Here is a 12,846-nt window from a genome sequence, read left to right as displayed (position 1 = left end):
GCAGGCAACCGCTGCGCCTGCCAGTGGCTGCGCAGCGGCCGTCATCGCCGCGCTTACTTGCGGCAGTCGTCGACGTCGTTCTGGGTCAGGGTGGAGTACGGCGCGAATACCGGCACCAGTTGCGCAGCGGCGTCTTGCGCGCTGCGCAGCTTGGCCAGTTGATCGCAGATCTGCATCGCCTTGTGTTTGAAGGTTTCCGCCTCGGCTTGGATCTTGTCGCCGATCTGGTCGGTATTGCCGCTGAGCACGCCCTTGAGCGCTTCGCCTGCGGCATGCGCACCGAAGGCCGCGCCCTGGGTGCCGATGTCGATGCCTTTTTCGGCGACGCCCTGGATCTGCGCGTAGAAGCCGCGCATTGCCTGGCGCTGCGCATCGTTCAGCGCCACCGGCTTGCCATCGATGCTGAGCGCGCCATCCACGCCGATGGTGGCGGCCGGGAGTCCGTCACGCTTGAGCGTCACGCTCTTGCCATTGAAGGTCACGCCACTGCCGCTGTTCTGGCCGGACATATCGACCTTGGGTTCGGATTTGCCGCAGCCGACCAGCAATGCACTCATCACCACTGCAGAGATAAACAATTTCATCGGTAGTCCCCCTTAGGTCGTCAATGAAGTGATCAGTTATCGGCCGGCACGCGCGTGGTGCCGGTGACATCCTCGACGTCGATATCGCCGCTGCCCTTGCGCGCGACGCCGACATCGCCTCGCACCTTGCGCACCGTCAGTGCGCCGGAGTTGACCGCGTCGACGCTGACGTTGCCTTGCACGTCGTCGATATCCACGTCGCCCGAACCGACCGTGCCCAGCGTGACGTTGCCTGCGACCCCGCGCAGTGTGACGTCGCCCGAACCGACCTTGCCGACATCAGCCGCGCCACGTATCTGGCGCGCCTTGAGGTCGCCCGAGCCCACGCTCAGTACGCGCAGCGACCCCATGTCCTCCAGCTCGATGTCGCCGGAACCGACCTTGGCGGTCACGCGGCCTCTGGTCCGGCGAATGGCCATGTCGCCCGAGCCGACGTCGGCACTGACGGCGGCAGCGCCGCTGATGTCGGCGTCACCGGAACCAAGATCGAGCTGCACCAGCATGCTGTCGGGCACGCTGCCGCGCAGGTCCAGATACGAGTAGCTTTCGCCGATGGAAATACGCAGCGGGCGGTCCTCCGCCAGGGCCACCACCAGCTTGTCGCCAACGCGCTTCTGGGTGATGGTCAGGCCCTTGAGCAGATTGGCGTGTGCTGCACAGGCGCGGCCGCTCAAACGCCCGCCGTTGCCGGGTGCTGCGGTCAGATGCAGGTCGTTGGAGCCGACCTCGAACAACACCGTCTTCACTCCCGTCAGTTGCAGATCCAGGCTGCGGGGTTCGGAGAACTTGCATTGCTCCTCGGCAAACGCCGCGCCAGGCAATGCGAACAGGATGGCCAGACTCAGATGCAGGCGCATGCGGACCTCAGGCTTCGGAGCGCCGACGGCGCAGATAGATGGAAGCGGCGATCAGCGCGATGCCGATGGCGGCACCGATCCAGATGTCCGGGTCGCCGTAGACCCGCGAACTATCGGTGTGCTGCAACGCCCATTGCACCAGGTCGCTGGGGTTTTGCATCGCACTGCTGTCCAGATTGCCGCTGACGGCAAGCGGCGACCAAGTGCCGGGCAGGGCGCTGAGCAGACCGCGATAGCCGACGATGTACCAGATCTCGCCGATCGGCAGCGAGACGCCCGGCATGGCCGCGAGAATGCTCAACATCACGCAGGCCAGCAGCGGAAACAGCACCGCCCACAGGAACGGCTTGCTGGTGGCCCAGGCCGAGCAGAACATCAGCCAGCCTACGGTGGGCAGCGACCACAGCAAGCCCATCGGGACGGTCCGCAGCATCAGCCACAACAGCGAGAACGGATGCGAGTGAGTGGCCAGCCCCCATGGATTGGGCACGCCGGCGATCAACGCGCCGCCGATGGCGATCAGCCATAACGCCAAGCCGACCAGCACGCCGATGGCGATTGCGACAAGCGGGGCCAGCAACAACGCCCAGGCGGCTTTGGACAGCACCGTCTGCACGTCGGACACCGGCAACGATTTCCAGAACAGCACGCTGCGGTCGCGGCGGTCGTCGTAGAGGCTGCCAAGCGCGTAGAAGAACACGACAAACGCCAGCACCACCGAGGCGATGCCGATACCGCCCAACAGCAGGCCGTCGCCGACCTGGCCGAGGGTGCGGGTGTACTCGGCCATGTCCGACATCGTCATGCTGTCGCCGACCATGTTGCGGCGGGCGCTGATCGCACCGATCACCGCGCCCAGCAGCGCGAAGAACACCGCGATACCGCCGGTGATGACCTGCGCCCAGACGAAGCCGCCACGGTGTTCCCAGTATTCGCGTTTGAGCAGCCAGCCGAAGGTACGGGCAGGCGATGCGTGGTTGGTCATGGCATTCATGCGTAGGTCCCCTTCATGACGGCAACAAACAGGTCGGCCAGGCCGGGATTGCGGGTTTCGCCGAAGCCGGCGAGTTGTGCCTTCGGCACGCCATCGAACAGCATCACGGTCTTGCCGAACGGCAGGCCACGTTCGTCGATCGGGTTCAAGGCGCGGGCGGCGTCGAGGTGCTCGGCAGTCACCAGCACTTCGGTGTAGCGCTCGGCCACGTTTTCCATGTCGGCGGTCAGCACGATGCGGCCGTCGCGGATGAACATCACATCGGTGAGGATGTGCTCGATCTCTTCGACTTGATGGGTGGTGACGATGATGGTCTTCTGCTCGTCGAAATAATCCTCCAGCAGACGCTGGTAGAACTGCTTGCGATACAGGATGTCCAGGCCCAACGTGGGTTCGTCCAGCACCAGGATGCGCGCGTCGATGGCCATCACCAGCGCCAGATGCAGCTGCACGATCATGCCCTTGGACAGTTCGCGCACCCGCGATTTGCGGTTGAGCTGCGTATTGGCCAGAAAACGCTCGCACTTGGCGCGATCGAAGCGCGGATGCACGCCGGCAACGAAGTCGATCGCCTCGCCCACCCGCAACCAGCGCGGCAATACCGCCACGTCGGCGATGAAGCAGACCTGGTTCATCAGGGCGTTGCGCTGGGTCCGCGGATCCATGCCCAGCACGTTCAATTCGCCATCGAAATCGGTCAGCCCCAGCACGGCCTTGAGCGCGGTGGTCTTGCCGGCGCCGTTGGGGCCGATCAATCCGACGATGCGCCCGGGGGCAATGGTGAAGCTGGTGTTGTCCAGCGCGAGCCGATGCTTGTAGGCCTTGCGCAGGCCACGTGCGTCGACTACATGGTCGTTGGAGACGGCAGTCATGGTGTTTTTCCCTGTGGCAACAGATCGTCGATGGATAGTCCCAGGCGCTGGATGCGTTCCAGCACCGCAGGCCATTCTTCGTTCAAGAAACGCTCGCGTTCGCTGCCGCGCAGCTTCTGTGCGGCTTCCGGGGTCATGAACATGCCCAGGCCGCGGCGTTTCTCCACCAGGTTCTCATCGGCCAATTCCTGATAGGCGCGCGAGACGGTGATGGGGTTGAGTTGGTAGTCGGCCGCCACTTGCCGTACCGAAGGCAGGGCGTCGCCAGGCTTGAGGATTCCATCCAGCATCATGGCAATGACCCGTTCCTTGAGTTGGCGGTAGATCGGAGCGCCATCGCTCCATTGAATGTCGGTCATGATCAGCTCCGTGGACGCAGGACCTGCGCGAAGGAGAAAAAGGGCATCGACAGCGAAGCGCGCAGGTGCCGGCTGGGCCGGGTGCGCTCCTCGGGGGGAGTTGTCGCGTTTTCCGTAACCGCCTCCGACACGCCATAATCGGCGCCGGACTCCGTCATCTGACTGGAAGCGGCTCCCAGGCAACCAACGACGAGCAGGGTGCTGCCGAACAGCAACAGCGGAACTGGTCGCTTGACGCGTGTGCTGTTCATGGATTGCCTCTGCGTTGGATGACTGGTGTTGTATTCAACTATAACACCGACACGCAGGTAGTCAACTCCTGTCCTACCCAACTTATGGCACCCCGCAGCGGCGGGTGGCCCTGAACCTTTCGAAGGGGATCGCGCATGTTGCTCAATCGCTTGCTAGTTGTTGTATTCGCTGGGGTTTTTTCGATGTCGACCATGGCGGCGGGCACCCCCGTGCTGGATCTGGACTATCGACCGCTGGCCGGGAAGGCGCCAATCAACCTGAACCGTGCCTACGCAGGCAAGGTGGTGATGGTGGTCAATACCGCCAGCAAATGCGGCTACACCCCGCAGTACGAAGGGCTGGAAGCGCTCAACCAGCGTTTCGGCAGCCGGGGTTTCACCGTGCTGGGGTTTCCGTCCAACGACTTCCAGGGCCAGGAGCCCGGGTCGGAAAAGCAGATCCAGGAATTCTGCACGCTGACCTACGGCGTCAAGTTCCCGATGTTCGAGAAGGTGCATGTGCTGGGTGCTGAGGCAACCCCGCTGTATCAGCGCCTGACCAAGGCTACCGGCGTGGCGCCTGGCTGGAACTTCCACAAGTATCTGATCAGCCGCGATGGACGCGTGGTGGCGCAGTTCCCCAGCAAGATCAAGCCGGACGATCCGAGCGTGCTGGCGGCCATCGAACGCGAGCTCAAGGCACCGACGCGCTGAGGACGGCTCTCGCATCGCCGCGCGCGCATGCGACAATGCCTGTTCAGCGCCATCGGTGGCGTGTCTTTTCACTTTCGGGAAGTGCATCGAATGAAGATGGGAAAGCGCGGCGCGGCGGCGTCGCTACTGATGGTGGCACTGTCGGCATCGATGCCGGCGATGTCGCAGCAACCGGCCGCAGCGGCCACCAAGGAGAAGCCAGTTTTGAATGCATCGTCTGAGAAGAGCACGCGCGAGAACGTCAGCTACGCCATCGGCATGGACGTGGCGCGTTCGTTCGAGCCGATTGCCCAGGACATCGACCTGAGCGCAATGCAGCGCGCCATCGAGAATGCATTCAAGGGTGGCAAGCCGCTGCTGTCCGACGAACAGACCCAGGCGACCGATACCGCCTTGCGCACGGCGCTGGCGGCCCGCAATGGCCAGCCGGTTCCGGGCATGGCACCGGGAAGCGCGCCGGCCGCGCCGTCCAAGGAAAACGTTGGCCTGATGCTCGGCGACCGCGCGGTCGGTCCGTCGCTGGCCGGCATCAAGGACGAGATCGATCTGTCGATCCTGATGGAGGCCGTGCGCACCGTGTTCGCCAAGGGCACCACGCGTCTGACCCAGCAGGAAGCCGCCGCCACCATGCAGGCGTTCGCCTCTGCCAAGCAAGGTGCGGTGGGCGCCAAGAATCGCGAGCAAGGCAATGCCTTCCTGGCCAAGAACAAGACCGAGAAGGGCGTGATCACCACCGCGTCGGGCCTGCAGTACATGGTGCTGCGCCAGGGCAGCGGCGAGCGCCCGATGCGGACCAACAAGGTGCGCGTGAACTACGAGGGCAAGCTGCTCGACGGGCAGGTGTTCGATAGTTCCTACCAGCGCGGCCAGCCGGCCGAATTCGGCCTGGATCAAGTCATTCCCGGTTGGACCGAGGGCGTCGCATTGATGCCGGTCGGTTCGAAATATCGTTTCTGGATCCCATCCAACCTGGCCTACGGCCCGAACGGCACACAGGGTGGGCCGATCGGACCTGACGCAACGTTGACGTTTGATGTCGAACTGATGGGTATCCTTCCCTGATCCCCCACAGGAGTACCCCCACCCATGCGAGTTGCGATCTTTGGTACCGGCTATGTTGGTCTTGTCACCGGTACCTGTCTGGCGGAAGTAGGTCATCACGTTATCTGCGTGGATATCGACCAGGCGAAAGTTGATGGTCTCAATCGTGGGGTGATTCCCATCTATGAACCCGGCCTGGAGCCGATGGTGAAAGCCAACCACGCCTCTGGCCGGTTGCGCTTCACCACCGACGCTGCAGAGGCGATCGCGCACGGCGAAATCACCTTCATCGCCGTGGGCACGCCGCCGGACGAGGATGGCAGTGCCGACCTGCAGTACGTGCTGGCGGTTGCACGCACTGTCGGTCGTCATATCGACGGCCCGTCGGTGGTCGTCAACAAGTCCACCGTGCCGGTCGGCACTGCCGACAAGGTGCGCGTGGCGATCCAGGAAGAGCTGGACGCACGCGGCGTGGACCACGAGTTCGACGTCGTCTCCAACCCCGAGTTCCTCAAGGAAGGCGACGCCGTGGCCGACTGCATGCGTCCGGATCGCATCGTGATCGGTGCCAAGAAGCCGGCGGCCATCGCGCGCATGCGCCGTCTGTATGCGCCGTTCAACCGCAACCGCGACCGCATCGTGGAAATGGACGTGCGCTCGGCCGAGCTGACCAAGTACGCGGCCAACGCGATGCTGGCGACCAAGATCAGTTTCATGAACGAGATCGCCAATATTGCCGAGCGTGTCGGTGCGGACGTCGAGCACGTGCGTAACGGGATCGGCTCCGACCCGCGCATCGGCTGGCACTTCATCTACCCAGGCGCCGGTTACGGCGGCTCGTGCTTCCCCAAGGACGTGCAGGCGCTGGCCAAGACCGCCGAGCAGTACGGCATGCAGCCAACCCTGCTCAACGCGGTGGAGAGCGTCAACAACGCGCAGAAGGGTCACTTGTTCGAACTGGTGCAGCGCCACTACGGCACCGAAGGAACCGGCAGCATCGCCGGCAAGACCTTCGCGGTGTGGGGCCTTGCGTTCAAGCCCAATACCGACGACATGCGTGCCGCCTCCAGCCGCCGTTTGATGGAGCAGTTGTGGGAGGCCGGTGCCACCGTGCGTGCCTACGACCCGGAAGCGACCCACGAAGCCAAGCGCATCTTCGGCGAGCGCGACGACCTGACCTTCTGCGACGACGCATTCGCTGCGCTGGAAGGTGCCGACGCCCTGGTCGTGGTCACCGAGTGGAAGCAGTTCCGTAGCCCGGATTTCGGCAAGATCAAGCAGGCCTTGAAGGACGACGTCGTGTTCGACGGCCGCAACCTTTACGACCCGCAGGAGATCGAAGCCGCAGGTCTGGCCTACTACGCCATCGGACGAGGCCGTTCGTTGCATGCATGAGCAACTCTCACCGCGCGACCAGGAACTGGACGCGCGGTTGGTGGAACTGGAAACGCGCCTGTCCTTTCAGGAACAGGCGCTCAATGAACTGAGTGAAGCACTTGCGGACGCCCGTTTGACGGGCGCCCGCAATGCCGAACTGATCCGCCACCTGCTCGAGGATCTGGGCAAGGTGCGCTCCACGTTGTTTGCCGATGCAGCGGATGAACCGCCGCCTCCGCATTATTGATTGCAGATTGCCACCGCCATGAGCGATACCTTACGTGACCAGCTGCTTGGGTTGGGCTTCAAGTCCGCCCCCAAGCCCGAACGCAAACCCGACGCCCGGCCCGGCGCGCGTCACCATGGCAACGGTGGCAGGCCTGCGCCCGGCGGCAACAAGCCGGGCGGCCAGGGCAGGGGGCCGCAGCGGCCGCACGCCGCTGCGGCAACCGACGGCAAGGGCGAGCGCAAAAGCGATGGCAGGCCCGATCGTCGCAACGATGGCAAGCCTGCAGCTGCTCCACGTCCGCAGCATCCCAATGCCGACCGACGCGGCCCCAGGCCCGCACGCACGCGCGAAGATATCGATCTGGCCAAGGCCTATGCGATTCGCGCACAACGCGAGAAGGACGAGCGCATCGAAGCCGAGCGGCTGAAGCAGGAAGAAGCACGCCTGCGTCGCGAAGCCAAGGCCAAGCTCGAAGAACTGCTCAAGGACAAGGGGTTGAATCATGCCGACGCGGAGATTGCCCGGCATTTTCCGTATGGCGGCAAGATCAAGCGCATCTACGTGACTGCCGAGCAGCTCAAGGCGCTCAACGCCGGTGAGCTCGGTGTGTTGCAGCTCAATGGTCGCTATCTGTTGGTCACCGCCGAGGTACTGGCGGAGGCTGAAGCGGTGTTCGCACCCTCGGTGGCATTGAAGGTGGATCCAAACGCGCCAGCGGGTGAGGACCCTTACGCCGACCCCCAGTACCAGGTGCCAGACGACCTGGTCTGGTAACGCCGCACGACGCAACCATGTTGGCGCCTGGGCACCCGATGGGTGCCCATCTGTTGAAAGGGCCACACAACGTCTGCGCGGCCGCCAGCGGGATGCGCTAGATCCGCAGCGATACGTTCTCGCTGCATCGCGGGGCCGGCCGTGTTCCATGCCAGCTGCGGCCTGCCGGCGGCGTATCGCCGCTCACGCAGATTCAAAGCACCGATTTTTCGAGGATCAGGATGACGCGCTCGGTTTCAGGGACTGGTTACTTTGCCCATATCGATGGCTTGCGCGCGCTGGCCGTACTATCGGTCATCGCCTATCACCTGGATGCGAGCTGGTTGCCCGGTGGCTTCACTGGCGTGGACGTGTTCTTCGTCATCTCCGGGTTTGTGGTCAGTGCGTCGGTGGATCGGCTGCCGCGCATCTCGTTCGCTGCCGAGCTGACGCGGTTCTACGCGCGCCGCCTGCGGCGGATCGCACCGGCGTTGCTGGCCTGCCTGGTGACTACCGCGCTGTTTTCGACGTTGTTCATTCCCGAGTCGTGGCTGAGCGAAGCCAGCACGAAAACCGGCCGCATGGCGGTGTTCGGGTTGAGCAACTGGGTGCTGGCCAGTGTCGGGCAGGATTATTTCTCGCCGCGTGCCGAATTCAATCCATACACCCAGACCTGGTCGCTGGGCGTGGAAGAGCAGTTCTATCTGCTGTTTCCGTGGATGTTTCTGGCCTGGATGCGTGGTGGTGCCGGGCGCGCCTGGTCGCTGGGTGTGTTCGTGCTCGCCAGCGCAGCGTCGTTGGGGTATGCGTGGCAACGCACGCATGTGCCCGGACATGAGGTCACGTCGTTCTATCTGACCACCGCGCGCTTCTGGCAGTTGGGTGCAGGGGTGTTGTTGTATCAGCTGATGACGTTGCTGCGCGGTCGCGATGGGCGCAATCTGTTTGCCGCAGGCATCGGGGTGCCTGCGCCGCTACGCGCGGTGCTGTTGCTGTTGGCCCTGGCAAGCATCGGCAACGGCTTGTGGAACGCACGTCCCGGCCACTCGCCGTGGAGCGACGGTCTGTGGCCGGTACTGGGCACGGTGGCGTTGTTGGCGTTGTTGCATCGCCATGCCGACGGCTGGGTGGGGCGCGTATTCTCCGCCACGCCGGTGGTCGCGATCGGGCGCATTTCGTACTCGTTGTACCTGTGGCATTGGCCGGTGCTGGTGGTGCTGCGCTGGACCATCGGGCTGGAGACGTCGGGCGCCAAGCTGCTGGCACTGGTGCTGACGTTTGCGTGCGCAGCGGCGTCGTATCGCTGGGTGGAACTGCCGTGGCGCACGCGGCGCCTGGGCGGCTGGTCGAACATGCGCGTGGTGATGGTCGGCATCGGCGCCTTGGTGCTGGCCGCTGGCGTGCAGTCGGCAGTGATCAAGTTGGCGCCCTATACGTCGTTGAGTACGGTCAGTCGTCATCCGCTGGACTGGTATGCGTACGCGCGCGGCTTGCGCAAGGAGCTGCCGGACTGTCGTCTGGTTGCGAGCAATGCGTCTGTGGCCGGGCAGCCGGTGCGGATCTTCGCGCGCGGACAGTGCGCGCGGCCTGCCGCCAGTCAGCGGCAGGTGTTCGTGATGGGCGACTCGCATGCGCTTGCTTACAACGAGCTGTTGCGTCGCTTTGCGGTGATGGAAGGCGGCAGCGTGCGCGTGTACGGGGTGGCCGGGTGTTCGGTCGCATCGATGCAGCCGGGGGGGGCTGTCGGCAGGTTGCGATGCGTTTGTGCGTCCGGCGCTGGAGGATGTGGCTGCCAGAGCGCGGCCGGGCGATGTACTGTTTCTGCCTGGCCTGCGCGTGCCGCGCCTGGCCGAGCAGGATGTGGTGTTCGATCTGCACCGCAATATCGCCATATTGCAGAGCGAACAGGCACAGCACGAACGCGATGCGATGGTGGCCGGGACGATCGCGTTGTTGACGCCCGTGCAGGCGCGTGGCGTGCTGATCGTGCTGGAGGCGCCCAAACCGGTCCTTATGGCGCCGCCGTATCGCTGCTCGGACTGGTTCAATCGCGGCAACGCGATCTGCGCCAACGGCATGCAGATCGAGCGCAAGACGATGGAGGACTATCGCGCGCCGGCCCTCGACGGGCTGCAGCGTATTGCGGCTGGACTGCAAGGCGCCAGCATCTGGGATCCGCTGCCGCTGTTGTGCGATGCGCAGCTGTGCGCGCCGACGCAGCAGGGTCGGCCGCTGTTCTTCGATGCCGATCACTTGAGCGGTTATGGCAACCGTGTGCTGCTGCCGGGTTTTACCGTGCATCTGCGCAATTTGCCCGCGCCTGCATCGCCTGCTCCATGATCCATGCGCGTGGTGGGAGATGCACGGGCCGGTCACGGCACGCGCGCCACCATGCACGCCGTTATTGGTTGACGTAGGGGCGCGTATTGCCGGCTGCGTCGCTGCTCACTTTTTGCCGATGGTGCCGTCTATGTCCATGTCCTCCAATTCCCTGCAGTCCCGTGCCGGTGCAGTCGCGCTTCTGACGGTGCGTCGTGCTTCACGCCTGCATCCGGGGCGTCTGGCATCGGCCGGATTGGCGTTCGCGCTGTGCGTGGCCAGCCGGCCGGCGGCAGCGCAGAGCGAGGATGCACCGGCGTTCGATCGCCCTGGCATTCCGTTCGCTGCCGAAACGCTGCAGCCCGGCGTGTTTGCCTGGGAGCAGGGCCTGCCGGATGCGAGTACCGACCGCAGCAACGGTCAGCGGATCACCCAGTACAGCGCCGATACGGTGCTGCGTCTTGGCGTGTCCCGGAACGTGGAACTGCAGGTGGGGAGCGACAGCTACAACTGGCAACATGGTGGCGGCAGGCGTGTGCATGGCGGCGGCGATAGCCAGGTCGGAGTGAAGGTGGCATTGCCGTCGCGCTCGGACCGCTTTCACTGGGCCGCACTGGGCACCTACAGCCTCCCGACCGGCAGCCGCGCGTTCAGCGATGGCTATGCACGCGAGGTGGGCGTGACCGCGTCCTGGGATCTGGCGCAAGCGCGCGCACTGGCGGTGTACGTCAACTACGCACGCGACGACACCGGACACACCTGGACGTTCTCACCCAACTACACCTTCTTTTCTGGCGAACATTTCAGTAGCTATGTGGAAGCAGGCGTGGACACCGGCAGCGAGCATTCGCGCGTGGCCGGTGCAGGCGGTGCCTGGCAGCTGCCGCACGCAATGCAACTGGACGTTTCGCTGCTGCGCGGACTGACCTCGGAAAGTCCGGATTGGCAGGGCGGGATCGGGTTGTCGATTGCGTTTCAATGAGCGAAGCGGCACGCCGCGCCTGTCGCACTGCTGCAGACGTGATTGCATTGCATCGTCTCCGGCGTGGGTGCTGCGCTTGCGGCGACGTTCGATCGCCGGGAAATCGGTATCTGCCTGGTGGGTCTTTGACGCGATCGGTGTCCTGAAACGCGGTGTCTTTTTCCGACCCAAGGCGCGGTTGCTTTGGAGCACATGTCGGCGTGACATCTTTACGTGCTGTGCGAGCAGGCCTGCAGAGTTGACTGCCAGCCTTTAGATGAATGCCAGCGATCTGCGAAGGCTGTCATGTTGCACTGCCGCATGCATTGATTGCGGGGAAAAGGCCTAATTGGATCGATCCAATCAACGTTAGATGCATGCGCCCTTTTCTTACCGCAAGGCCCGCAACGTGACGCCTGCAAAGCCGACGGCTTCGGTTGGGCATGACGACGATGCGCGCCGCGTCCGTCGTGGTGCGGTGACCTTGCGTGATATCGCGCTAGCCATTGGCGTTTCCCGCGCGACGGTGTCGTTGGTGCTGCGCGGCAGCCCGCTGGTGCATGCGACCACGCGCGCGCGCGTGCAGGCCGAGCTGGATCGCCAGAATTACGTCTACAACCGCGCCGCCGCCAATCTGCGCCGCCGCACCTCGTCCAGCATCGCGTTGGTCATCAACGATCTGTCCAATCCGTTCTTCGCCGAATTCGCGGCAGGCGTCGACGAGGCATTGGGGGCAGCCGGCTACGTGACCCTGCTTGGCAGCACCGGCGAATCGACGCAGCGGCAGCAGGCGGTGCTGACCTCGCTGATGGAACACACGCCCGCCGGCATCATCCTGTCGCCGGCCGAAGGCAGCCAGGCGCAGGCACTGACGCAGGTGCTGGGACGTCAACACAACGTGGTGCTGTTCAACCGTGAAGTGGAGGGCGCGCATTGGGATCTGCTGGCCCTGGACAACGAGCAGGGCGCGTTGCTGGCCTGCGCGCATCTGATTGCACAAGGGCACCGGCGCATCGTGTTTTTCGGCGGACATGCCCAATCCAGTTCCTGCCGCCAACGCCGTGCCGGTTACGCGCGCGCGATGACCGACGCCGGCCTGGCCGTGCACTACGTCGAATCTGCGCCCAATCGGCAGGACGCAGCACTGTGCGCCGCACGCATGCTCGGCAGCGCCGATCACGTCGGCGCCACTGCGGCGGTTTGCTACAACGACAGCGTCGCGTTGGGCCTGATGGCCGCCTTGACGATGCATGGCATCGTGCCGGGCCGCGACTTTGCGGTGACCGGCTTCGACGATATCGCCGAAGCGGTGTTGTATACCCCGGCGTTGACCACCTTGGCTGCAGATCCGCGTGCGCGTGGCCGGCAGGCCGCGCAGTTGGTGTTGCAGCGGATCGGCAGCCCCGAGCTTGCATCGCAGCGGCTGACCGCCGCGGTCGAATTGAAGATCCGCGCCAGCAGCGCATTCGCGCCAGGCTGCGGACCTTTGCTGCAGTCTTCCAACGATTCTCCCGTGCATTCCCCCACCAAGGCCTCAGGCCGCTGACCAGGCAATT

14 protein-coding genes and 1 pseudogene are annotated in these 12,846 nt (G+C 64.4%); 9 read left to right on the top strand and 6 right to left on the bottom strand.

From position 1 onward, the window contains the following. Positions 1 to 53: 53 nt before the first annotated feature. Genes GGR61_RS00620 through GGR61_RS00595 form a run of 6 tightly spaced genes read right to left on the bottom strand, consistent with a single transcriptional unit; the run spans position 54 to position 3,917 of the window. Positions 54 to 584, bottom strand: a complete 531-nt coding sequence (locus tag GGR61_RS00620; RefSeq protein WP_184620112.1) for a DUF2884 family protein — start codon at positions 582 to 584, stop codon at positions 54 to 56. A gap of 32 nt (positions 585 to 616) precedes the next feature. Then, positions 617 to 1,441 (bottom strand): DUF4097 family beta strand repeat-containing protein, encoded by an 825-nt coding sequence (locus GGR61_RS00615; protein WP_184620111.1) that lies wholly within the window; start codon positions 1,439 to 1,441, stop codon positions 617 to 619. Positions 1,442 to 1,448: 7 nt separating this feature from the next. Further along, on the bottom strand, positions 1,449 to 2,435 hold the full coding sequence (locus GGR61_RS00610) for an ABC transporter permease (protein WP_184406133.1): 987 nt from the start codon (positions 2,433 to 2,435) through the stop codon (positions 1,449 to 1,451). Then, positions 2,432 to 3,307 (bottom strand): ABC transporter ATP-binding protein, encoded by an 876-nt coding sequence (locus GGR61_RS00605; RefSeq protein ID WP_184620110.1) that lies wholly within the window; start codon positions 3,305 to 3,307, stop codon positions 2,432 to 2,434. The genes GGR61_RS00610 and GGR61_RS00605 overlap by 4 nt, the downstream gene beginning before the upstream one ends. Then, positions 3,304 to 3,666: a GntR family transcriptional regulator gene (locus tag GGR61_RS00600; RefSeq protein ID WP_184406136.1), complete on the bottom strand. Its 363-nt coding sequence runs from the start codon at positions 3,664 to 3,666 to the stop codon at positions 3,304 to 3,306. The genes GGR61_RS00605 and GGR61_RS00600 overlap by 4 nt, the downstream gene beginning before the upstream one ends. 2 nt (positions 3,667 to 3,668) lie before the next feature. After that, on the bottom strand, positions 3,669 to 3,917 hold the full coding sequence (locus GGR61_RS00595; protein ID WP_184406138.1) for a hypothetical protein: 249 nt from the start codon (positions 3,915 to 3,917) through the stop codon (positions 3,669 to 3,671). Positions 3,918 to 4,052: 135 nt separating this feature from the next. On the opposite strand from GGR61_RS00595, the gene GGR61_RS00590 reads away from it, so the two are divergent. The 9 genes and pseudogenes from GGR61_RS00590 to GGR61_RS00555 all read left to right on the top strand — a co-directional run bounded on the left by GGR61_RS00590 (position 4,053) and on the right by GGR61_RS00555 (position 12,836). Continuing rightward, positions 4,053 to 4,610 (top strand): glutathione peroxidase, encoded by a 558-nt coding sequence (locus GGR61_RS00590; protein WP_184620109.1) that lies wholly within the window; start codon positions 4,053 to 4,055, stop codon positions 4,608 to 4,610. Between the two features lie 90 nt (positions 4,611 to 4,700). Then, positions 4,701 to 5,672, top strand: a complete 972-nt coding sequence (locus GGR61_RS00585) for an FKBP-type peptidyl-prolyl cis-trans isomerase (RefSeq protein WP_184406142.1) — start codon at positions 4,701 to 4,703, stop codon at positions 5,670 to 5,672. A gap of 24 nt (positions 5,673 to 5,696) precedes the next feature. Continuing rightward, positions 5,697 to 7,046, top strand: a complete 1,350-nt coding sequence (locus GGR61_RS00580) for a UDP-glucose/GDP-mannose dehydrogenase family protein (protein ID WP_184620108.1) — start codon at positions 5,697 to 5,699, stop codon at positions 7,044 to 7,046. Further along, a complete protein-coding gene (locus GGR61_RS00575; RefSeq protein WP_024939344.1) occupies positions 7,039 to 7,275 on the top strand; it encodes a SlyX family protein in 237 nt (78 codons plus the stop codon). The genes GGR61_RS00580 and GGR61_RS00575 overlap by 8 nt, the downstream gene beginning before the upstream one ends. 18 nt (positions 7,276 to 7,293) lie before the next feature. After that, positions 7,294 to 8,031, top strand: a complete 738-nt coding sequence (locus GGR61_RS00570; protein WP_326520601.1) for a DUF2058 family protein — start codon at positions 7,294 to 7,296, stop codon at positions 8,029 to 8,031. Positions 8,032 to 8,252: 221 nt separating this feature from the next. After that, positions 8,253 to 9,248 (top strand): annotated as a pseudogene (locus GGR61_RS21340) (acyltransferase); the annotation flags it as partial. Between the two features lie 526 nt (positions 9,249 to 9,774). After that, the gene (locus GGR61_RS21335; RefSeq protein ID WP_326520612.1) at positions 9,775 to 10,350 is read left to right on the top strand and encodes an SGNH hydrolase domain-containing protein; all 576 of its coding nucleotides are present in this window, start codon (positions 9,775 to 9,777) and stop codon (positions 10,348 to 10,350) included. 118 nt (positions 10,351 to 10,468) lie between these two features. Beyond that, on the top strand, positions 10,469 to 11,311 hold the full coding sequence (locus GGR61_RS00560; RefSeq protein WP_184620106.1) for a transporter: 843 nt from the start codon (positions 10,469 to 10,471) through the stop codon (positions 11,309 to 11,311). Positions 11,312 to 11,663: 352 nt separating this feature from the next. Next, positions 11,664 to 12,836 carry a LacI family DNA-binding transcriptional regulator gene (locus GGR61_RS00555; protein ID WP_184620105.1) on the top strand — a complete coding sequence of 391 codons (1,173 nt, stop codon included), beginning with the start codon at positions 11,664 to 11,666 and terminating at the stop codon, positions 12,834 to 12,836. Positions 12,837 to 12,846: the final 10 nt, after the last annotated feature.

Origin of the sequence: Xanthomonas sp. 3058, from assembly GCF_014199765.1 — a bacterium.
Lineage (GTDB): Bacteria > Pseudomonadota > Gammaproteobacteria > Xanthomonadales > Xanthomonadaceae > Xanthomonas > Xanthomonas campestris_B.
This window is presented reverse-complemented; position numbering and strand designations above follow the sequence as displayed.